A 22,099-nucleotide genomic window follows, 5' to 3' on the forward strand; every position below is an offset into this window, starting at 1 on the left:
TTTTTCGGCATTACCTTATCGAACCAAGTGATACCAACCAGAATAAATATCTGATCATCTCTTTTATCCCGATGGGTATAACGACAAGGTACTACAACACCGCAATTACATCAGATGGGGGGTTAGGTGCCACGGCATCTCCGTAATGAAACTTAATCACGGTTCTGCGTTTAGCCATCATCCCTTCTGTTATCGCCGCATCGATTATGCGCCTCGGCAAGCGAAAGCGCATGGCGTAGCCTTTACCTTGATGTTCGCTATAACTTTCCAGTGCCAACAGTTGGAATAGCCTTTCGAGGGTGTCTTTCGGTTCTTCCTGAGAAACAGCAACTGCGCTACCACTTTCTTCCGTCTCATAGCTTGGGTGCTCTGAGGGGTCCCATGATGATCGCTTTCGCCGTTTATCGTCTGCTGTTACCTTTCGTTGTGCGTTACTCTTGGTCAATGCAATTGTCGGTACAATTGGCTCGCGGACTTTATTGTCACGCGCCGCTTGTTCCGTTTGCACATTAACCGATGGGGCGATGAGTGGAACACTTACGTTCGTAGGTGATACGAGCATTCATTAACCTCCTCACGCCCAACCTGAGAGTAGGGGCGAACCCTAGCAACTCCTTCGGTTAGTTTATTTATCGACCAATTAAGATAAATGTTTAGTGCAGATTTTTACTTTTTGCACATTGTTCACGTGTCACTTTAGCGGGTGATAAATTGGTGAACTTGTTGGCAAAACGTTTCGAGCTCAGTTATAAATGGCGCGTGAGAAGACTCGGTAAAAATGAAGCTATTGCTGCTTGGGGCAAGGGTATCGACGTCGCTGGCAACTTTGACGGGTACAAGGCCATCCAAACGCCCATAAAGACGAAGCAGTGGAATTGCTAGGTTTTCCAGCTCGCTGCGGTAGTCGATATCGGCTAACAGTTGCAAGCCCGTCAAAAGAGACGTTGGATTTGGTGTTGGTCGAGACAGTACGGCTTTCTTGAGTCGTTTGACATCCTGTCTTGCAGAGGGGCTCCCCATTGCCTGTAAGGCCATAAAACGTTCGATGGTTAGCTGGAAATCATCGACTAGCTGTTCGGTGAAAGCGCTAAGCACATTAGGCTGGATCCCTCGCCAAGGTCTTTGTGCGGCAAACTTGGGTGAACTTGCCACAGTAATCAACTTTTGTACACGCTGTGGATGATTCAGTGCAATATGTGTTGCCACTAAGCCACCTAAAGACCAACCGAGCCAGATTGCTTTCTCTGGAGCATGTTGTAGTACCTGCTCAGCGAGATGTGGCATGTCGTCAAAATATGACTGATGACTGTGACCAAAGCCTGGTAGATCAACAACATGGACACAGAAGTGTTGGCTAAGTGTCTCTACGGTTTGCTGCCACACCGCGCCATTCATCCCCCAGCCATGGAGAAGGACTAGGTCATTACCTTGGCCAGTTGATTGCCAATACAAAGATTCACTTTTGCTCTCGGTTTGTCGCACTTTTTCCATCCTTTCGCTTGCTACTCTAGCTACACAATCATCGAATACTGCTTCAATGGAGTGAGGTTATGTTAACTCAAAGGGTAGCTAAATACATCGCTGACCTGTTGCCTATGCACTGTGAGGTTTGTCATCTCCCGTTAGACAAGCCTTTTCCACAAAGTGGTATCTGTGTGCATTGCGCTCGATACTTTGCACCTACTGCACGTTGTCAACGCTGTGGGTTGCCGGCACCTTATAAGGTTGAAGAGTGTGGGCAATGCCTTAAGAAGCCTCCAAAATGGCAACGGCTTTATTGTGTTGCAGATTATCAACCGCCACTTTCTCAGTATGTGCATCGGCTTAAGTATGAGCGTCAGTTTTGGCAGGCCAACAAACTGGCTCGTCTGCTTACTCCTAGGATTGAAACCCCCGCTCAACTTATCACTTACGTTCCACTGCATTGGGGCAGGTATCTGCAACGCGGCTTCAATCAAAGTGAGTTAATTGCGATATCGCTTGCACGTCAACTCGACCTACCATGTAAGCCGCTATTTCGGCGCATTAGGGCGACGCCGCAGCAGTTAGGGTTAACTAAGGCAGAGAGGCGGAGAAATCTTCGCCTAGCTTTCACTTTAAATAGAGAGGTCTATGTTGAGCATGTCGCGATTGTTGATGATGTCCTCACTACCGGAAGTACGGTGCAGCATTTATGTGAATTACTGCTTGAAGCAGGGGTGAAAAATGTTGATATTTACTGCATCTGCCGTACTCCTGAGCCTGCAAGTTAGTATAAATTGACTAAAAGGCTAGATCTCTCAGTTTTCAGGAGTAAAATGGTCAACTAATAGCCTACAAAATTACTCAGGTATTCGTCGTGTCAAATACAATTACTATTACAGAAACTGCCCAAAAACACTTTGCTAACCTATTAGGACAGCAGCCAGAAGGCACAAATATTCGTGTATTCGTGGTTAATCCTGGTACTCAAAACGCAGAGTGTGGCGTGTCTTACTGCCCGCCAGAAGCGGTAGAATCTACCGATACTGAATTGGCGTTTGAGTTCTTCTCAGCATTTGTTGATGAGCTAAGCCTGCCGTTCCTTGAAGACGCTGAAATTGATTTTGTAACTGACAAAATGGGCTCTCAGCTAACTTTGAAAGCACCAAACGCGAAAATGCGTAAGGTTTCTGATGATGCGCCTCTAGTAGAGCGTGTCGAGTACGTGATTCAGACTCAGGTTAACCCTCAACTTGCGGGTCACGGTGGCCATGTAAACCTAGTTGAAATCACAGACGAAGGCATTGCAATTGTTGCCTTTGGTGGCGGCTGTAACGGCTGTTCTATGGTTGATGTAACACTGAAGGAAGGTATCGAGAAAGAGCTTCTTCAGCAGTTTGAAGGCGAACTCTCTGCGGTACGCGATGCCACTGAACATGATCGCGGTGAGCACTCTTACTACTAAGTGAGACGATTTAAGCGAATGAAAAACATAGGGTTGGCAGCGTTGCCGACCCTTTTTTGTTTTCAAAACTGATAGATTTCTCATATATTAGGGACTGTTGTTGTTTCGAGCAAAGTTCGTGATGATAGCGAAACCCTAGAACCTTCCCTTGATGCAAAGGAGTCAGCTTGTGGCCAAACGGAACCCTCCAGAAGTATTGGCGAAGCAGACTGTCGCGCAATCGCGATTGTTTGCAATTGAAGCGTTAGATTTGCGCTTTAGCAATGGTGAGCACCGAACCTACGAACGCATGAAACCAAGTGGACGTCATGCAGTCATGATGGTTCCTGTTACCGAGCAAGGTGACATCTTGTTAGTCAGAGAATATGCAGCGGGCACAGAACGTTATGAACTTGGCTTTCCTAAGGGGTTGATCGATCCAGGTGAGACGGCTCAGCAGGCGGCTGAACGTGAATTGAAAGAAGAGATTGGCTATGGCGCTAAAAAGCTAACGCCGTTAAAAGAAGTCGTTCTTGCACCGTCTTATTTCTCGAGCAAAATGACCCTATTCATCGCTGAGCAACTATACTCAGAGCAATTGGAAGGTGATGAACCAGAACCGTTAGAAGTGGTTCGTTGGCCTTTGGCACAAGCTGAAGAGCTGTTAACGCACCTCGATTTTTGTGAAGCGCGCAGTATTACTGCGTTGTTACTCGCTCTACGAATCTTAAAAACATAATTAACATTTTCCTCAGTGATGTCGCATGAGGAAAGAGTAGGTAGAGCGCTAAGGATTTTGTATGCCAATGACAGAAGATCTCTCTCATCATTTGCCCGCAGTGATTGAAATTGCCCGCAGCGCAGGGCAGTTAATTCTCGATATTTACGAGAAAAAAGAGTACGAAGCTTTTACTAAAAGCGACGAAACACCAGTAACTAGTGCCGATATTGCGGCGCATAAGTTGATTGTTGAAAAACTCACTGAGCTGACCCCTGATATTCCAGTGCTATCGGAAGAAGCGGCGGATATCAGCTTAGATAAGCGTTCACAATGGAGCCGCTATTGGTTAGTTGACCCGCTAGATGGAACCCAAGAGTTTATTGCCCGCAGTGGTGACTTTGCGACTATCATTGCGTTGGTCGAAAATCACAAGCCAGTGATGGGGGTGGTCTACGCTCCGGTCTCTGGGGTGACGTACTACGCTTACCAAGGTAAAGGGGCGTGGAAAATTCCAGATTTAAGTGAAAGCGTGCGCATCAAAACGCATCAGCATGATGGCAAGCAAAGCCCCATTGCGATCGCGATTAGTCGTCGCCAAGATATCAATCGCATCACAAGCCGCATGAGCAGTGGTTGGAATTATGATTTAGTGCCACTTGGCTCTGCAGCACTCAAAGCCTGTTTAGTTGCTGAAGGTGCAGTCGATTGTTATCTAAGACTCGGCCCAACCGGTGAGTGGGATACCGCCGCAACCCAGTGTATTGTCGAGGAAGCGGGTGGGCGCATTCTGAGTACCTTACTAGAGCCGCTTTCTTATAACGAGCGCGACACACTAGAGAACCCAAACTTTATTGTGTTGGGTGATGAGAACTTACCGTGGGATGAGATTTTAAAGGTTAAGGATTAAAGAGCGAGAACGGACTGCGTCCTCGGGATCGCTGCGCTTCGAGAATCGAGACTGGACTGCGTCCTTCGAGTGGGGGACGCAGAGTGAGTTGTGAACTGAACGAGTCTTTGATTTGAGGGCGTTGACAGGACTCGTTTCTAAAGAGCGATAATCATTCGTCTCTCGTCTCTCGTCTCTCGTCTCTCGTCTCTCGTGTCTCGTCTCTCGTCTCTCACTAAGCCTTCGAATACACATCTCTATCACCCAGCCAACGGTCGATAATGGCGACGGCGTTTTGTGGGAAGTTATCGTGAATGTGGCGTGCAATACGCTGAACTTCGGGAATTAAGCGCTGATCACGGACTAAATCTGCAATTTTAAAGTCTGCCATACCTGTTTGCTTGGTGCCTAACAATTCACCCGGTCCACGGATTTCTAAGTCACGCTGCGCAATAATGAAACCATCATTACTTTCGCGTAGAACACCTAAGCGTTTTTGGGCGGTTTTCGACAGCGGTGAATGGTAGAGCAGCACACAATGACTGGCGACACTGCCTCGACCTACACGACCACGTAGCTGGTGGAGCTGAGCTAAACCTAAACGTTCCGGGTTTTCGATAATCATTAAGCTAGAGTTAGGCACATCAACGCCTACTTCAATCACAGTTGTCGCGACCAAAAGGTGGAGCTTATTGTCCTTGAAGTCTTGCATCACCGCTTGCTTCTCGGCCGGCTTCATTCGACCGTGTACCAAGCCAATCTTTACGTCTGCTAATTTACGTTGTAGCTCTTCAGCCGTATCGGCTGCCGCTTGTGCCTCTAGCACTTCAGATTCATCAATTAAGGTACACACCCAGTAGGCTTGTTTGCCCTCGTTAAGACAAGCGTTGCGTACTCGCTCGACAATATCCTCGCGCTTGGTGTCCGGAATGGCGACGGTTTGAATCGGCGTTCTCCCCGGTGGTAGCTCATCGATAACCGAAGTTTCAAGGTCGGCATAGGCGGTCATCGCTAGAGTGCGCGGAATCGGTGTCGCTGTCATGATTAATTGATGAGGGTAAGCACCTTGCTTTTCACCTTTTTCACGCAGTTCTAAGCGCTGGTGGACACCAAAACGGTGCTGCTCATCAATAATCACTAATGCTAAGTGGTGGAACTCTACATGCTCTTGGAATAGGGCGTGGGTACCGACTACCATTTGTGCTTCACCATTGGCGATCTGAGCAAGCTCCGCTTCTTTGGCTTTACCTTTCAATTTGCCAGCCAGCCAGCCAACCTTGATGCCCATAGGTTCGAGCCACTGAGCAAAGTTAATCGCGTGTTGCTCCGCGAGCAGTTCTGTAGGAGCCATCAAGGCGACTTGGTAGCCATGCTCAAGGGCACGCAGAGCTGCAAGCGCTGCGACTAGGGTTTTACCTGAGCCAACATCTCCTTGAACTAGACGCATCATAGGGTGCGATTTTTCGAGGTCTTGTTCGATTTCACCCACCACGCGTGCCTGAGCATTGGTCGGCGAGAAGGGAAGTTGGTCGAGCAGTTGCTGTTTGAGCTTGTTGCAGGCTGGTAGCGGTAATGCTATGTCTTGCTGACCTTTGCTGCGCACCGCCAACATCGATAGGTTTTGTGCCAGCAGCTCTTCCATAATCAAACGGATCTGCGCAGGATGTTTACCTTCGTCAAACTGCTCTAAGTTGATGTTTGGCGGTGGACGATGAATTGTGTGCAGTGCTTGTGCTAGGGTGATCTGGTGATCATACAGGCCATTGGGTAGCAGTTCTTGCACTGCCGCTTTGTCGAGTAACTCTAGTGCTTGCTCGGTTAAATTGCGCAGCGTCACCTGCCTTAAGCCATCCGTCGTCGGGTAGACTGGAGTAAGCGTTTGCTCTACTTGGGTGCTTTGGTTCGGTGCGTAGAATTTATAATCTGGATGGACAATCTCTAGTCCGTAGCCACCACGCTTGATTTCACCATAAGCGTGAACGGTTTTACCTTCGGCGAAGTTGTTCTTCATTCCAGCAGTAAAATTGAAAAAACGCAGTGTGATGGTGCCGTTACCATCACTGATTTTCACTGACAGCATTTTACGTTTACCAAACAGGGTATCAACACTCATCACCTTGCCTTGCACCGCCGCCCATAGACCAGCATGCAGTTTTACAATCGGGTAGATACGAGTGCGATCTTCATAGCGCAGTGGAAGATGAAACAGAAGATCTTGAACGCTGTCGAGCCCAACTTTGGCTAACTTCTCGGCGACTTTGGCACCAACGCCAGTCAAAGAAGTGAGAGGAATCGCAGATAGCAGTTGGGACATGACACAGCTCGCTCGTTATTTTGAGTAAGTGACTCAGTGAGTTAGATAAGACCCTGTTAGTTAACCATTGGGCTGTGTTTTTGTACAGGAAAAAATCGAATGAGAGATCGGGCTACGCCCGCGAGAACGCTTTGCTCCGGGATTCTAGAACGGACTTCGTCCTTCGAGAGGTACGCGTGGAGAAGTAGTCGTATGTTGTTACGCTTAATTGGTTCTGAAAAGAAGGGTTGACGTAAAACGCCAACCCATCAAATTTTCTCGATTCTCGATTCTCGATTCTCGATTCTCGATTCTCGATTCTCGATTCTACTTCTTCTGCATCTCTGCCCACCATTCGTCATCGGCAATGATCTGGCCTTGTTCGTCTAGTGGCGGGTAAGGGAGCTTTTTGCGCTTGGCGACTTTAGCTAGCACTGGATGGCCACGTTCGAACAGTAGGCGATGAATGGTTTCCTCTGGTACAGAGCTGACATTATTGTCGTACATGCCAGCGGCTTCGCGTTGACGCTGTGCTTCATAAAGAATGACTGCACTGGCTACCGATACGTTGAGAGACTGCACCATGCCTACCATAGGCACGATGATGTCCTGATCGGCAAGTTGCTTCGCTTTTTCAGAAGCCCCGACCTTTTCACTGCCGAGAATAATCGCAGTTGGTTTGGTGTAGTCAATTTCTCGAAAATCGACCGCAGTTTCGGATAGATTAGTGACGAGAACCTGCATACCTTGGGCTTTAAGTTCAGTAATAGCCTCGTCGATAGAGTCATGCGTTTCAACGTCTACCCAGTTACGGGCACCAGCAGAAGTATGGCTCAGTGTACGCATCTCATTTGGCCATACCGCGTGAATCTTGTGAATACCCGTTGCATCGGCAGTACGGATAACGGCAGAAACGTTGTTTGGCTTGTGAACTTCTTCCAGACAAAGGGTTAAATCAGCTTGGCGGGCCTTGAGGACTTGTTGGATACGATTGTAGCGTTCTAAATTCATAATCTTACACAAAAGAAAAGCCCTTGAAATGGTGATTTCAAGGGCGATTAAGTATTTAAATCAAACGGTTAGTTCTTGCGGCGACGAACTTTTAGCGTCTGTGGCATGGCTTTAATCTTACGCATAATGCCAGCAAGGTGAACACGATCTTTGGTCGTTAGCAGTACTGTCACTGTGTATAAGCGACCATCACGCTCTTCGGTTGAAAGTCCGTGAATGTTTGAGCCCGTTTTTGAAATAACATTGGTCAGCTCTGCGAGTGCACCTTGACGATTTTGAACGTCGACAGTGACTTCAGTGATGAACTCTTTGTCGTAATCATCAGACCATTCCACCGCCATGTACTTATCTGGCTCTTTCTGATAACCGCGTACATTCGGACACATCTCGCGGTGGACCACCAGACCTCGGCCCGGTGAAACGTGAGCGATAATGTGGTCATCTGGGATCGGGTGACAACAGTTGGCGAACGTCAGCAAAATACCTTCCGCACCGCGGATCGGCAGTTTCTTCTTACCGTCGTTATTACTTTCAACTTCTGTCAGCTCATCAGCATCGCCCAATAAGCGACGCGCAATGACAATGCTCATCAATTCGCCAAGACCGATATCTGCCAGCAGATCGTCGATCGAGTCTACTTTTAGATCAGTCAGAACATGGTTGATGTTCTCTTCATCAATATCTGATAGCGAAAGTTCGCCCAAGGCATGGTTAAGCAGGCGGCGACCCAGTGTAATCGACTCTTCACGACGCATAGTTTTCAGAACCTGACGGATCTTAGTACGAGCACGAGAAGTCACCACGTAGTTGAGCCATGCAGCATTGGGGCGTGCCCCCGGAGCACTGATTATCTCAATCGTCTGACCGTTTTTCAGCGATTTACTCAGTGGGTAAGGGTTACGATCAACACGAGCACCGACACAGGTATTACCAACATCAGTATGTACGGCGTAAGCGAAATCTACCGCAGTTGCGCCAACAGGCAGCTCGACAATGCGACCTTTTGGTGTAAAGACGTAAATCTCGTCTGGGAACAGATCCGATTTAACGTTCTCGATGAATTCAAATGAATTACCGGCACTTTGCTGTAGCTCAAGCAGGCTTTGCATCCAACGCTGAGCTTTGACTTGCGCTGTTGTGCCTGTGCGCTCTCCGGTACCTTTATATGACCAGTGAGCCGCGACACCTTTGTCTGCCATTTGATCCATATCTTCGGTACGGATCTGAACTTCAACCGGTACACCATGAGGGCCAACCATTGAAGTGTGGATAGATTGATAGCCGTTCGCTTTTGGTACCGCGATGTAGTCTTTCATGCGACCCGGACGCGGCTTGTAGAGGCTATGAACCTGACCAAGCACTCGGTAACAGGTATCGGCATTATCGACTACCACGCGGAAAGCGTAGATATCCATAATGGTATGGAAGCGTTGTTCTTTGGTCTTCATCTTGTTGTAGATGGAGAAAAGGTTTTTCTCTCGACCAAAAACACGCGCTTTCAAGCCGACTTCTTCAAGGCGACCTTCAATCTCGTCATGAATACGTTGAATCATCTCCTTTCGATTACCACGCGCTGCTTTAACTACCTCTTTGAGAACGCGATAGCGGTTCGGGTAGAGCGCTTCAAAACCTAGCTCTTCGAGCTCAGTTTTGATGTTGTGGATACCAAGGCGATGCGCTAGTGGAGAATAGATTTCTAGTGTTTCGCGGGCGATACGACGTTTTTTGTCTGGACGAAGAGCACCGAGCGTGCGCATATTGTGCGTACGGTCAGCAAGTTTGATCAGAATAACGCGGATGTCTTGCACCATGGCAAGAACCATCTTACGGAAGTTTTCTGCCTGAGCTTCCTTGCGATCGCGAAACTTAAGCTTATCAAGCTTAGAAACGCCATCCACCAGCTCTGCAACGGTATTGCCAAATTGAGCTTCAAGCTCTTCTTTGGTGACTTCGGTATCTTCAATAACGTCGTGAAGAAGGGCTGCTTGTAGGGTTTCAATATCAAGGCGCATTTCAGCCAAGATACGAGCTACAGCAACAGGGTGGATGATATAAGGTTCCCCACTAGAGCGGGTTTGCCCTTCATGGGCATCTTTCGCTACCACATAAGATTGACGCAGAGCCTCAATTTGAGGCTCTGTTAGGTATTCTTGGGCAACGTCTTTGAGGCTATCAAATAGATACAAACTTTAGGCCCGGAAGATAGTTGTTGTGACGAGAAGGCTAATTAGCGGCTGTGAGCGATGCTGCTTACAGCTGCTAGTTCAGCGGCTTCTTGCTCTTGCTGCTCTTGACGCTCACGTGCATCAAGAATCTCTTTAGTGATAAGGCCTTCTTCGATTTCGCGTAGAGCGATAACCGTTTGCTTATCATTCTCTTCTGGCACTAGTGAATCTTTGCCACCAGTTTGCATTTGACGAGCGCGGCGTGCCGCAATTAGAACTAGGTCGAAACGGTTGCCAACTTTTTCAACAGCGTCTTGTACAGTTACGCGTGCCATGAGAACTCCAAATTAGTTAACTAAATTTTTGAATGACGAGAAATTATACAGGCTGACAGTTCCTAGTGTCTAGGATCTGTTTGTGTTTCCTGCTATTTACTCAGCTAAAAGCGCATCAAGCATGCCTTTATATTTAGCAGCTTGCTTGTCTTGCTTCAATCTTTCTGCGCGTATGATGGCTTTAAAGTCCATCAAGGCAGTGTCGAAATCATCGTTGATGATCACGTAGTCGTACTCAGCGTAGTGTGAGATTTCCGATTTTGCTTCCGCCATGCGCTTAGCAATCACGGCATCGCTGTCTTGTCCGCGAGCGTTAAGGCGACGCTCTAGCTCACCATTTGATGGCGGCAGGATAAACAGACTTTTCGCTAAAGGCATTTGTTCACGGATTTGGCGAGCACCTTGCCAGTCGATATCTAGGAATACATCAATGCCTTTGTCGAGGTTTTCTTCAATCCAAACCCGCGACGTGCCGTAGTAGTTGCCAAACACTTCGGCATACTCAAGGAACTCACCTTTATCAATCAGCTCTTCAAAGTGTTCTTTCTGTACGAAGTGGTAGTGAGCACCATCTTGCTCACCAGGGCGCATACCGCGAGTAGTATGAGAGACCGACACTTTCATCGCGTAGGTTGGGTTAGTTTCTAGCATGGCTGAAATCAGACTAGACTTTCCAGCACCACTTGGTGCAGATACGATATATAGAGTGCCTTTACCCATAGGTACGATCCCACATTTGGTTTGATAACTGTCAGTAGATAATACTGACATGTTTAAAGATAGCACTGACCACATAGAAACACCGAAGTGGTGAAATTTAGGCCAGAAAAATGGAGGCGAAGAGTAGCATAAATCGCCTATTTAGGACAACTTGCAATAACTGATTAGTTATCACAGTTTTCAGCCAGCAGAGTACTAAGACAATATTCAACAGATTCACCGCCTGAAGCAATCGTTTGCTATTGTTGTGTGTTTAGCAGAGAAAAGCGTTGAGTTTTTATTCGAGATCCTTACAATCCGCGCAAACGATTAAATGCTGTATATGTCTAATAAAATGGATTGGACGTTTCTACCACTGAGCCTACCTTAGTGACTACAGTAGCTTATGCGCCTATCTCTTTTCGCAGCATTGAACCCGTTTACTGTTTACCCCACTTATAAAGGTTTCATTGTGAGTCTCGAATCAACTCTAAAAGCCCAGAGTCAGTCTGGTGTACTGGAATCAGTATTTAAAATTGCTGAGCGAAAAACAACCTTAGGTACCGAGCTGTACGCAGGCTTTATTACCTTCTTGGCGATGAGCTATATTTTGGCGGTTAACCCAGCCATTTTGGGCGGCATTCCTGGGATGGATAAAGGTGCGGTGTTTACAGCAACAGCACTGGCAGCGGCAATCGCGACTTTTATTATGGGTGTTTGGGGTAATTATCCAGTTATGCTCGCGCCTGGCATGAGTATGAATGGTTTCTTCAAAGGGATGCTACTCAGCGGCTCGGTTGCGCTAGTGTGGAATGAAGCCCTATTTGGCATCTTTTTATCGGGTGTGTTCTATCTCCTTCTTTCCCTGACCAATATTCGTAGATCTCTGATAGAGTCGATTCCTAACGATCTGAAGAACGCGATTACGGTATCGCTTGGTCTGTTTATCGCCTTTTTAGGTTTGAAGAATGCGGGCATCATCGTCGATAACAAGTTTGTCCTTGTCGGTATGGGTAACATTACTGAACCACAAGTGATCATCGCTTATATCAGTATCTTTATTGCCCTTGGTTGTATGGTGCGAGATATCAAGCTGGCGACGTTTATCTCATTTGTTAGTGCGATAGGCCTAACGTTGATTGCTGATATGGTGATGGGCACATCTAATGCGCCAATTCCTGAGCAGATAGTGACGGCGCCGCCAAGCATGGCGAGCACGTTTGGTGCCGTGTTTGATTTCTCTGGCCTAACCGCAGACAAGATGTTCGATCTGCTGTTTGTTGTGGTGATTTTCCTGATTGTCGACTTCTTTGATGGCATGAGCACGATAGTTGGTGTCGGCCGTGATGCAGGCATTATCGACAAAGATGGCAAAGTACCTAACGCTCGTTCAGCCCTAGTTGCGGATGCCGGGGGAACTGTGATTGGCTCGGTGCTCGGTACAACGTCAATTACTGCGTTCTCTGAGTCGGGTATTGCTTCTTCTCAAGGGGCGAAAACCGGTCTTGCGGCGGTTGTGGTATCAGGTCTGTTCCTTGTGTCGCTATTTCTATATCCACTATTTTCTATCTTCTCGGCAGCCATGGTTGCTCCGGCTATGGTTGTGGTGGGCATCTACATGATTGGTCGTTTAGGCCAGATTGATTGGGAGAAGAAAGAGTCTCGTATTGCTGCGTTCTTTACCATCATGTTTACGGTTCTGAGCTTCTCTCCTGCCAACGGTATGGCGATGGGCTTTATCAGCTATGCATTTACTATGGTGGTTGCGGGTAAAGGTAAGCAGGTTCACCCAATTATCTATGCTCTGTCTGCGGTATTCTTAGCTTACTTGCTGCTGCTATAGTAAATCACAACTTAGAGAGCGGTTATCGGCTAAAGAATGACGACCGCTCACTTCTTTGTCATACATCTCGTGGTAAACTGGATGCCTATTAGTTTTTATCACGGATAGGGATTATGCCTTCCAATCTTCCTAAATCATTCAGCAAGCCATTTCTTAAAATCTTCCACTCATTAGAGGCTGTGCTGCTAGTGGCGATCACGCTTGCGACGCTGTTTGCGATGGTCGAAGAGTTTGTTCATGTGTTTACTGAAAAACGCGTCCTGTTGACCGATATCCTGTTGATGTTTATCTATCTCGAAGTGCTGGCGATGGTTAAGCAGTTCGTGATGAACGGTAAGATCCCAGTGCGCTACCCAATCTACATTGCCATGATGGCGATCGCTCGATACATCACCTTAGGTATGAAAGAGTTGGATGCGGTATTGGTAGTTTGGCTTTCAGTGGCGGCGTTAATTTTGGCGGTAGCGACAATGGTGATTCGAGTGGGGCACCATTATTGGCCGTATGTTGATAACAATACCGCCGAGAAAGATGAGTAAGGCTATCTGTGGGGCAGTATGAGGTAAAGAAGTGTAAAGTCTTCTCAAATCATATTGTTATTTTCTGAATGGCCGATTATCTTTTCATCAACCCCTTTGTGATGAGAGAGTGTGATGCTGCTTCGCTATACATCCACAATTTGTTTTGTGCTAAGTGCATTGCTATCCACTGTGCTGCTTAGTAGTGCAGCACAAGCCGAAGTCTCTTCTCATCATGTTTCTCCTCATCACACTTCTAACTCGGTCGTGCAGAAGATAGAGTTTGGTGGATGTGGGTTAAAATCAGCGACTCCAACGACTGAGGTTGGTTGCTGCGACTCCGGCGGTACCTGTTTCGAGAAACAGTGCTGTTCTCATATAAACGTCTCAAACATTGCACTCGTTGAGACGAATGTTCGCTCCTATAGTTCTCCTTTCCGTTATGCGCTTGCAGTAAGTGCACCTATTAGTTACACCAGTGTAGAGATCCAATCTCTATATCGACCTCCAATAGCCTAATTCTTATTTCTCTACTATTCACACAACCTGTTTGTGTGCCTTTGATATCGGTGTAAGTCGCTCGGCTTATTTACACCCCCTGTGATGGGAATAAGAATATGAAACTTAAAACTATTTATCGCACGAGTATCCGTGCTGCTTCTGCTGTTTGCTTGCCGACATTAACCGCACTCTCCTTGATGCAAGGAGGTCGTTATGCCGCATAAATATCTAACGACGTTTTTGTTTGTCTCAGTATGCCTTATTTGGGGTACGACTTGGTTAGCTATGGAGGTTGCGGTAGCAACTGTTCCGCCGATCTTTGCTACGGGTCTGAGGTTCTTGATTGCTTCGCCGTTGTTAGTGTTACTGGCGATAAAGCTGAAACAACCGTTGTTGTTCCCGAAAGGAAAGCAATTTTGGATGTTTGTCGTCGCTATCTTCTATTTTGCGATTCCATTTACCTTGATGATTTTTGGTGAGCAGTACATCTCATCAGGTTTGGCTTCGATTATTTTTGCCAATATGCCGATTGCTGTGATGGTGACATCAAGTCTGTTTTTAGGCTTACGTTTGAGTAAGTTACAAATGGCAGGTCTACTTGTTGCGGTATTAAGTTTGGCACTGATCTTAGCGACAGAAATGCCATTGGGTGGCAAAGACTATTTGCTTGGTTCGCTGGCTCTTGGTGGCGCCGTCGCCATTCATTCTGTGATGTATGTGTTGGTGGAAAAGTACTGCCGTAGCACGCCAGTTTTGACCTATAACGCTATACCAAGTTTGATTGCCTCGGTGTGTTTGTTGTTGGTTTCATTCTGGCTAGAGCAACCACAGATCGCGGCATTTTCAGTAGACTCAATGGCGGCAGTTGCCTATTTGGGTGTTTTCGCAAGTGTCGGTGGCATTGTGGCGTATTTTAAGCTCGGTCAGGTGTCGACGCCGTTTACTGCCTCTATCTGTTTTCTCTTTTTCCCACTTATCGCTTTAAGTCTGTCTAGTTGGGTAGCGGGAAATAGTTTTTCGATGACATCTCTGTTGTTGATGGTGCCACTACTGCTCGGTATTTTGGTGACTAAAGCGGAACCGTCTTTTTGGCACAAGCTTGGTTTTTGGCGCACCAAACAACAGCCAGTGCTCTGCGCTCAATGCGCGAAAAGACTTAGTGTCTAGTTAGGACGTAGATATAAAAAAGCCCCGCTTTCAATAGCAGGGCTTTTATTTCAACTACATTGATTATTCAATGTTTTGGATCTGTTCGTCGAGTAATGATTTTTATTATTTATAAATCATGAGCTTAGTGGTTTTGTTTCGTCTGATTTAGGTTTTTACTACCCAATATACTACCCGGTTGGTTTAGGTCGCTATGTTTCTTACGTTGACAATAGTTCTGTTTTTGATGAAAAAATCTTCACTCAGTCACTTTAAGTTGTGACAATATCCTGTAGTTCAAACCTCGATTATTATGTCGCCAGATCACAAATGATAATGATATTCATTTGTGCATCTATTTTTTGACTAACCGAAACACTAAGCTGTGAGAGTTATATTTGTATACTGAGATACGCATAGTGTCATGTAATTCTGCCGTAAACAACTGTACCTTTGTTTTAGGTGTTGTCCCATCAGGGTGTTTTAGAGCAGCGTTCGATAGGCGTGAACTTTAACCACCTCCTCCACCTTTGGCTTGCTTACTAAGTTCAAGAGTCTCACTTTAAGAGTGTATATTTGATTTTGATACCAGAAGAAGCCTTCCTTACCATGTAGATAATAATCTGGCTTTTTGGCAGTTAAGTTTTCCTCTATGTCATCATAGATGCTTTCTTGATCGGCAATGCTTTTTATGAAGTTGTCATAATCTTGTTCAGGGGTAGTCTGAATCTTAGGTGTACCTGCTCCTGGCTCTTCTTTTGGTATGGTTTTCCCTTTTCTAAATAGAGACGTAAATTTCAGTACAAATGTGCTGGTAGGTTCAATAAAACAAGGGAGAGTCACCTTGTCGATATCTGCCCGTCTTTGGTGAAAAACGATTAATCCCATTTCTTCTAGTGATTTGATGCTAACAGTGATTTTACGGCTGTTCGTTCCAAGTCTAGTGGCTAGCATTTTTATCCCTATTGGGATCCCACCTAGTTTCTCATCATAATTTTTTGCTAGCAACATACACAAACAAATGAGAGTAGATTTTGGCTGTTGCCTGATGTTCTTTTCTTCGAAATAACGGTAGATGTTTTGATACTCAACGAATTCATCAGCTATGGGGTTATTTCGAAATCTTGATTCGCCTAACGGGCTGAATGGCATCAGGTAAACATCATCAAAAGGGGTGAACCCCGGCAATATTGACTCTAGTTGTTCCCAGTTTTTTATTCCCAAATAACGTGTGGGAGAGTGACGATTTATATCAATAACTAGCGTCTTTGAATGCCCTTCTGAAAACAAAATGTAACTGCCTTGCCTATCAAACGGGTTGATGAAATTGTAGAGCTGGTAGGTTGTATCTGTTATCTGATTTGGGGTCATAATGATCTACTATTGGTAACTGTTTTTAGTTGGCTTTCTATGTTTATAGAGTGTAGTCCGATTGATTTATATAAATAAATTATTTTTGGGATTGTCACTTTTTATGTGAGTAAATTCCAGAAGTAAAAATGCATGAACCATGATTTTTGATAAAAAATGAAGGTTGCTGGATAGATTTAGCTGATGTGAAGGCTCAATAACTATTGAAAAATAGGGGGTGAGTAAATCGAGGTGGATCGGTAATTAATAATATATATACCTACCCATCTACTCACCTAATCCCACACCTCAACCAACTACCTCATCACTCGATATCTTGGTAGGGGAACCCATCCCCTACCCGAAAAATAACGTCACTCTCAGTACCTATGTCAGAAGCAAAACATAGGTCACCATCATGTCTAAAAACCTAACCATCACACACGAACCTACTTTCAACGGAAACAAGATATACATCGACAAAGAGGGTTTGGTCGTTGAATACCTAGAAGGGATAGACTCAGTCCTTGAGAAAGCTCTAGAGCAATACGCGAGACTTTTTATCGTTCGAGTAGACCTCAACTTACCAACCGACTTTAGAGGGGATGATTCAGCAGTGATGACTCGTTTCTTTCGATCTCTTAAGTCTCAGGTAGCGGCATATCGAAGACGTAGTGCTCGGTTAAATGGCAAACCTTATCGTGAAACCACCATTCGATATGTCTGGGCGAAAGAGTGTGATACTTCAACAAGCAGCCACTACCATGTTGCACTTATTTTTGACAGAAACGTTTTTCGTTCTTTAGGGGATTTTGGTGAATATCAGCAAAGCTTGGCTAACCGTATCCGTAATGCATGGAAGCGCTCTGTGGATGCCATCTACTCAGGAAAAGAGAAACCAGCCATCCATTTCTCCAAACAAGGCCAGTATCACTTGCTACGTAACTCTGAGGAGTTTGAGGCTGTGTTTCAGTCCGTCTTTTATCGACTAAGCTACCTAGCGAAGAGAAGAACGAAGCACTTCGGCAAACGTATGAACAACTTCGACCATAGCCGTAAATAGCTTAAAAATAACGGCAGTCACAGTTCCTGTGGGATTTACAACAAACTGCAGGAACTCATCATGCCAAATCAGCTCAACGCTACTCACAACCGCTTAGAAGCGTCTAACCACCTCACCATCACCCATGACAGAACGTTTAATGGAAAACCACTCTACTACCACAAGAATGGTCTTATCCTTGAATACCTGGAGGACATCGACCGAGTGCTGACTGAAGCGCTCGGCCAATATCCTAAACTTTGTGTCGCTCATTTTAATGTACGTCTACCAAGTGACTTTGATGGAAACCATTTTGAGGTATTCAGTCGTTTCTTTCGTACCTTGGAGTTGGAAACCAATGAGTTGTGCCTAATGAAGTACAGGCGTAGGCCTCACCAATATCATCAAACGGTCATACGCCATGTTTGGTTCAAGGCGTGTGAGTCCACCAGCCAGTACCATATTGTCTTGTTCTTTGATAAGAGACTTTATCTTTGTTTAGGCAAAAGAGGAGAAGGGAGGAGTCGCTACCTGTCCAGAGTCAGAAAAGCGTGGGATAGAGCAGTCGAAACCGACTACGGTAGAAGATGTTCAGGACTGGCGTATTCTCCATCTGATGACGTGTACGAACTTCTAAAAGGGGATGAAGCGTTCCCATTGCAGTTAAATGAACTCTTCTATCGGATAAGTCGTCTAGCGAAGCCTAACACCAAACACGCCGATAACCGCAGCATGAATTTTGGTTGCAGTCATGACTCACCTTAAAAAATACAGCGCGAGTAATACCTATGTCATTCACAGACTCAGAGGAATTGCTCATGTCTAACAATACTTACCTTCCCAACATTACCCATTCAAAAACGTTTAACGACTATCCCGTGTTTTTCAGTGACAAGGGGTTATACGAATCGGCCTTAACCAGAATGACGGAAGTCTTTGAACAAGCAACGGAGGCGTTTGACGCGGCCTTGGCAACACGTCTGGATTTGTTTCTACCAGAAGACCATCAAGATACCGACCTCAGCATTATTAACGATTACTTTAAGCTGCTTAAAGAAAAGCTCGATACGGAGTCTGTGTTCTATGTATGGCGTAAGCGAGAGGACAAGGTGCCGTCCCACAACTATCGCGTGATGCTGTTTACTGACTACAGCCAGCATTTTGGCCCCGCCATTTGCTGGGAAAAACGCAACGAATTGGTCGAGCACCTTAAAGATGCTTGGCAAGAAGCGATAGAAAAGCACTACAGCGGCAAAGCGCGCTCATTGGTGTTTCTCAATGACCGAGGCAACTATGGCTTGGGGACACGCTGTAGGGAGCAGGACAAGAACATCAAGCGTTGTGTCTTTCATCGCATGAGCAGTCTTGCTGAGGCATGGAATGAGCAGCGTTACTTCTTTGGCTCTAGTGCAGATTAGACCGACTGCATTTTTTTACATTGGCGGCTTATGTCATGGGTATATACACAGGAGACGATTCCCGATGACAATGAGATTTCTACGAATCGAAGACGTGATGTCACTAACTGGGCTAGGCCGTTCCACTATTTACAAGTTCATGGATGAAGACATTTTTCCAAAAACCATTCCATTGGGAGGAAGAGCAGTGGGATGGCTAGAAAGTGAAATCGAAGAATGGATGGAATCGCGTCTAGCACTGCGAGACAACCAAGAATCTTTTCAGTAACACAAACATCAACAGGGCGCTGGCTAGGCAAAGTCATGCGCCCTTTTTCAATTAGAGAGAGATAAAAAATGAGTTATTCAATTTACGTAGACGGCGCAGCCCCAAACAATCAACACGTCTGTACACGAGGTGGTATCGGGCTGGTAGTGATGGATGAAGACAATGAGATAGTGCATGAAGAGAGCATTACCATTGACCGCAAAACCAATAGTGCTGAGCTTGAGCTACTGGCCTTGGTTGAGGCGTTGGAGTACGCCGAAGATGGGGACGTGATTTACTCAGATAGTGATTACTGCGTGAAAGGCTTCAACATCTGGATGGACGATTGGAAAGACCGAGGTTGGCGCCGTGCGGATAAGAAACCCGTCAAAAACCGCCAATTGTGGCAACAAGTGGATGAGCTGAGTTCTAGGAAGTATGTCGAGGTATTTAAGGTCAAAGCTCACTCTGGTATCGAAGGGAATGAGAGAGCGGATTTGTTAGCGGTTGAAGCCGCTACGCTATAACAGCCAATGAAGCGCAGCTTGTGGGATGTACTCCACAAGCTGCTATTCTCATTTGTCTTTAGGATTGATGGTGTCGATGGTTTCTCTTAACGTGCGGGTATTTCCTGATGACCTAATGACTCCTAATGCCCAATGAAAAGTTTAAAATACCCATCATCAAACTGGGTAACCCGTTTTTTCCTTCACCTGATGAAGTCTCAGAATTTCTGGGGCTTCCTGTCTCGCCCAGAGAAAAAATAAAGTGGTTAAATGCGTCAGTGGTAAAGAGTACGCTGCCGACAGACCGTACGCTGGATAACATTAGCAAGGGTGGAATACGATGGGCATCGATACGTCAGTTTGCTTGGCAATTAGCGAAAGTGTTTGTTCGAAAAGGATTGACCTTCAATGTTTCTCTCTCCGATGGTGGTATTCATAAAGCAGACTTATCTTTTTGGTGGTCTCACACTCTTAAAGGCATTCAACAAGGGCTGTCTTCGGCTTCTAGTGAGTTAAATGTCGGTCTCTTGGTCAGCTATATCGATGGACGTTGCGCCGCTTATCAAAAACAGTTGGCTTTTATTCAGGATGCTCCCGATATTAATGAGTGCAACCAAAGTGAGTTAATCTCAGGTTATTACCTACCCGTTCTCGATTTTACGTTGCTCAGTGAACAAGAAAAGGCGCTTGTGAAAAACTGGCTCAAATCGCCAAGTGAACCAGCCTCACAAGAAACTGAGCAGGCCATGTTGTGTTTCAAGCATGATTTCTGGTTGTCCTTAATGTCGGTCATTGATGCGATGTTTCTTGAAGATTGGGAGAAACACTATGAAGAGTACACTCCTAGTTCTTATGCCCGACAATACGGGGTGTTCGGTCAGGTTTTTAAGAGAGAAGAGAGCACATTCCTTGGCAAGTTTTTTGGCCTATTAAAAGAGCAGACTAATCAGACTTACGCTCAGTTATCGGAGTATGTTGCCTTACCTTTTAGTGAGCATGAGCGAAATGGTGTGCTAAAGCGCGATGTTCAACAAGATCGTTTTAAAGAGTGGCGTAGAGGAAAAACCTCCCCTCTGTAAAAGCCTTGAGTACGTTTTTCGACAATATGGATGCAGGTCGTCAAGGTACGGATTTGCTGATATACGCACTGTTTATGAGAGCGCTTGATAAGGAGGGTTGCTGTGCGCTACCTGATATCTATACGACAAATCGTTACCAGCGTTACTACCAACACCATGCATACTAGGCTGCACTAAAGCAGCCTAGGTCCGCTTTTACTTTTTGCTTGGTGGGTTATTGGTGCGACCTCCACCTGATGGATTCGAGGTGCCATTTTTAGTCGGCCATAGCGGGGCGTTGTTTCCTGATTGTTGTTTATTTCCCATGGGTTGCTCCTTTTCGTTGAGGTTGCTGACGAATATTCGTCGACAACCATCATGCATGAATACGGAGAGTTATTGGGAGGGGGGAAAGAGCGAAAGTTACTGGGAGTGACTAAGTGCTTTTTCGGTGATCTCTAATGTAGATGTGTACCGCCCCTGCTTGAGTATGCCTTCTGTCTATTTCAAACAGTTCAGTCGCCTCAATGAGCTGACTCAGAGTGTTGAAGCCGTAGTTTTTTGAACTGAAGTCTGGGTATTGTCTTTTGATTAGGCCACCACATTGGCCCAGAAAAGACCAACCGTCCTCGTCTTGGTATTCACTGGCAGCGCCTCGTAGGATATTCAACAGCTTCGTATCACCTCGTAGTTTATTACGAGTCTCACGAGGCTCTGCTTTCTTGGGTTTCTCTGAGATGACGGCAGTGACTTCTTCTTTTGGCGCGTATCGCTCTTTAAGGACTTCAGTGTAAATAAAGTCATCACACGCATTACGAAAGGCGAGTGGTGTTTTCTTCTCACCGACACCAAAGACATAAATTTGAGACTCTTTGAGGCGTGAAGCCAGCTTGGTGAAATCACTGTCGCTACTGATGAGAGCAAAAGCGTCATACTTATTTGAGTAGAGCAAATCCATGGCATCAATGATCATGGCAGCATCAGAGGAGTTTTTGCCCTGAGTGTACGAAAACTGCTGAATAGGATTGATTGCCAACTCATTGAGTGGTTGTTTCCAGTTCTTTAAACATTCTGAACTCCAGTCACCATACGCTTTTTTTACCAGAATATGCCCGTGTTTGGAGAGCTCTTTGAGCACAAAATCTAGAACTGCATATTGTGCGTTCTCTGCGTCGATTAAAACGGCAATTTTCTTTTCAGAATCTATATCAATCAAATCCATCTCCTTATGAGCAAGCGGCGAATTAAAGGTGAGAACACCTAGGTGTAGTTCAATGATGCTGCGTGTAAGGTTGGGAAGCAACGAGTACCGCTACAGAGTTATCTATTTGAGTGTTGATGCACGAAAGAGATAAAACCTATTGATGAGTGAGTTACTAACATAAGAGACTGAAGGAACAACGGTCACACTCTAGCGCATTGCTGAGAACAAATAGAGGTTATCAGTCCTGCTTC

The 22,099-nt window shown here is 45.8% G+C and carries 23 protein-coding genes and 1 riboswitch; of the genes, 14 read left to right on the top strand and 9 right to left on the bottom strand.

Features of this window, described 5'->3' with window-relative positions; genetic code table 11:
• Window positions 1-91: 91 nt before the first annotated feature.
• Together APB76_RS00880 and bioH are read right to left on the bottom strand one after the other, a co-directional pair.
• Window positions 92-562 (bottom strand): hypothetical protein, encoded by a 471-nt coding sequence (locus APB76_RS00880; protein ID WP_049844148.1) that lies wholly within the window; start codon window positions 560-562, stop codon window positions 92-94.
• A 134-nt stretch (window positions 563-696) separates the two neighbouring features.
• Entirely contained in the window at window positions 697-1,491 is a 795-nt protein-coding gene (gene bioH, locus APB76_RS00885; protein ID WP_049844149.1) for a pimeloyl-ACP methyl ester esterase BioH, read from the bottom strand.
• A 59-nt stretch (window positions 1,492-1,550) separates the two neighbouring features.
• On the opposite strand from bioH, the gene APB76_RS00890 reads away from it, so the two are divergent.
• The 4 genes from APB76_RS00890 (at window position 1,551) to cysQ (ending at window position 4,533) form a co-directional block, all read left to right on the top strand.
• Window positions 1,551-2,252, top strand: coding sequence for an amidophosphoribosyltransferase (locus tag APB76_RS00890; RefSeq protein WP_054962684.1), 702 nt, complete (start codon window positions 1,551-1,553; stop codon window positions 2,250-2,252).
• Window positions 2,253-2,338: 86 nt separating this feature from the next.
• Complete coding sequence (gene nfuA / locus APB76_RS00895) at window positions 2,339-2,926, top strand: Fe-S biogenesis protein NfuA (protein WP_054962683.1); 588 nt, start codon at window positions 2,339-2,341, stop codon at window positions 2,924-2,926.
• 169 nt (window positions 2,927-3,095) lie between these two features.
• Complete coding sequence (gene nudE / locus APB76_RS00900) at window positions 3,096-3,644, top strand: ADP compounds hydrolase NudE (protein ID WP_049844152.1); 549 nt, start codon at window positions 3,096-3,098, stop codon at window positions 3,642-3,644.
• A gap of 61 nt (window positions 3,645-3,705) precedes the next feature.
• On the top strand, window positions 3,706-4,533 hold the full coding sequence (gene cysQ, locus APB76_RS00905; RefSeq protein WP_054962682.1) for a 3'(2'),5'-bisphosphate nucleotidase CysQ: 828 nt from the start codon (window positions 3,706-3,708) through the stop codon (window positions 4,531-4,533).
• Between the two features lie 214 nt (window positions 4,534-4,747).
• Here cysQ and recG read toward each other — a convergent pair whose 3' ends face one another.
• The 5 genes from recG to gmk form a co-directional block, all read right to left on the bottom strand.
• On the bottom strand, window positions 4,748-6,826 hold the full coding sequence (gene recG / locus APB76_RS00910) for an ATP-dependent DNA helicase RecG (RefSeq protein WP_054962681.1): 2,079 nt from the start codon (window positions 6,824-6,826) through the stop codon (window positions 4,748-4,750).
• A 306-nt stretch (window positions 6,827-7,132) separates the two neighbouring features.
• Complete coding sequence (gene trmH / locus APB76_RS00915) at window positions 7,133-7,816, bottom strand: tRNA (guanosine(18)-2'-O)-methyltransferase TrmH (RefSeq protein WP_049844155.1); 684 nt, start codon at window positions 7,814-7,816, stop codon at window positions 7,133-7,135.
• 68 nt (window positions 7,817-7,884) lie between these two features.
• Complete coding sequence (spoT, locus tag APB76_RS00920) at window positions 7,885-10,002, bottom strand: bifunctional GTP diphosphokinase/guanosine-3',5'-bis pyrophosphate 3'-pyrophosphohydrolase (RefSeq protein WP_049844156.1); 2,118 nt, start codon at window positions 10,000-10,002, stop codon at window positions 7,885-7,887.
• Between the two features lie 41 nt (window positions 10,003-10,043).
• A complete protein-coding gene (rpoZ, locus tag APB76_RS00925; RefSeq protein ID WP_004410883.1) occupies window positions 10,044-10,316 on the bottom strand; it encodes a DNA-directed RNA polymerase subunit omega in 273 nt (90 codons plus the stop codon).
• Between the two features lie 96 nt (window positions 10,317-10,412).
• Window positions 10,413-11,036 (bottom strand): guanylate kinase, encoded by a 624-nt coding sequence (gene gmk, locus APB76_RS00930; RefSeq protein WP_049844157.1) that lies wholly within the window; start codon window positions 11,034-11,036, stop codon window positions 10,413-10,415.
• Between the two features lie 296 nt (window positions 11,037-11,332).
• A riboswitch (purine riboswitch) is annotated at window positions 11,333-11,432 on the top strand.
• 55 nt (window positions 11,433-11,487) lie between these two features.
• On the opposite strand from gmk, the gene APB76_RS00935 reads away from it, so the two are divergent.
• The 3 genes from APB76_RS00935 (at window position 11,488) to APB76_RS00945 (ending at window position 15,044) form a co-directional block, all read left to right on the top strand.
• Window positions 11,488-12,858: an NCS2 family permease gene (locus tag APB76_RS00935; protein WP_054962708.1), complete on the top strand. Its 1,371-nt coding sequence runs from the start codon at window positions 11,488-11,490 to the stop codon at window positions 12,856-12,858.
• 113 nt (window positions 12,859-12,971) lie between these two features.
• Window positions 12,972-13,397, top strand: coding sequence for a phosphate-starvation-inducible protein PsiE (locus APB76_RS00940; RefSeq protein WP_054962680.1), 426 nt, complete (start codon window positions 12,972-12,974; stop codon window positions 13,395-13,397).
• A 693-nt stretch (window positions 13,398-14,090) separates the two neighbouring features.
• The gene (locus APB76_RS00945; RefSeq protein WP_054962679.1) at window positions 14,091-15,044 is read left to right on the top strand and encodes a DMT family transporter; all 954 of its coding nucleotides are present in this window, start codon (window positions 14,091-14,093) and stop codon (window positions 15,042-15,044) included.
• Between the two features lie 462 nt (window positions 15,045-15,506).
• On the opposite strand, the gene APB76_RS00950 is transcribed toward APB76_RS00945, so the two are convergent.
• Window positions 15,507-16,394: a hypothetical protein gene (locus APB76_RS00950; protein WP_054962678.1), complete on the bottom strand. Its 888-nt coding sequence runs from the start codon at window positions 16,392-16,394 to the stop codon at window positions 15,507-15,509.
• 397 nt (window positions 16,395-16,791) lie between these two features.
• Between APB76_RS00950 and APB76_RS00955 the strand changes: the two genes are divergently transcribed.
• From APB76_RS00955 to APB76_RS23230, 7 genes are all read left to right on the top strand, one after another.
• A complete protein-coding gene (locus APB76_RS00955) occupies window positions 16,792-17,436 on the top strand; it encodes an inovirus Gp2 family protein (RefSeq protein WP_157633168.1) in 645 nt (214 codons plus the stop codon).
• 60 nt (window positions 17,437-17,496) lie between these two features.
• A complete protein-coding gene (locus APB76_RS00960) occupies window positions 17,497-18,180 on the top strand; it encodes an inovirus Gp2 family protein (RefSeq protein ID WP_054962677.1) in 684 nt (227 codons plus the stop codon).
• A 53-nt stretch (window positions 18,181-18,233) separates the two neighbouring features.
• Complete coding sequence (locus APB76_RS00965) at window positions 18,234-18,833, top strand: inovirus Gp2 family protein (protein ID WP_054962676.1); 600 nt, start codon at window positions 18,234-18,236, stop codon at window positions 18,831-18,833.
• Window positions 18,834-18,903: 70 nt separating this feature from the next.
• Window positions 18,904-19,101 carry an AlpA family transcriptional regulator gene (locus APB76_RS00970; protein ID WP_054962706.1) on the top strand — a complete coding sequence of 66 codons (198 nt, stop codon included), beginning with the start codon at window positions 18,904-18,906 and terminating at the stop codon, window positions 19,099-19,101.
• A 68-nt stretch (window positions 19,102-19,169) separates the two neighbouring features.
• On the top strand, window positions 19,170-19,607 hold the full coding sequence (locus tag APB76_RS00975; protein WP_054962675.1) for an RNase H family protein: 438 nt from the start codon (window positions 19,170-19,172) through the stop codon (window positions 19,605-19,607).
• A 125-nt stretch (window positions 19,608-19,732) separates the two neighbouring features.
• Complete coding sequence (locus tag APB76_RS00980) at window positions 19,733-20,665, top strand: hypothetical protein (protein ID WP_237767868.1); 933 nt, start codon at window positions 19,733-19,735, stop codon at window positions 20,663-20,665.
• A 5-nt stretch (window positions 20,666-20,670) separates the two neighbouring features.
• Window positions 20,671-20,832, top strand: coding sequence for a hypothetical protein (locus APB76_RS23230; RefSeq protein ID WP_237767869.1), 162 nt, complete (start codon window positions 20,671-20,673; stop codon window positions 20,830-20,832).
• Window positions 20,833-21,080: 248 nt separating this feature from the next.
• Here APB76_RS23230 and APB76_RS00985 read toward each other — a convergent pair whose 3' ends face one another.
• Window positions 21,081-21,860 (bottom strand): NYN domain-containing protein, encoded by a 780-nt coding sequence (locus APB76_RS00985; protein WP_054962705.1) that lies wholly within the window; start codon window positions 21,858-21,860, stop codon window positions 21,081-21,083.
• Between the last annotated feature and the right edge of the window lie 239 nt (window positions 21,861-22,099).

This window comes from Vibrio bivalvicida, from assembly GCF_001399455.2.
Taxonomy (GTDB): Bacteria; Pseudomonadota; Gammaproteobacteria; order Enterobacterales; family Vibrionaceae; genus Vibrio; species Vibrio bivalvicida.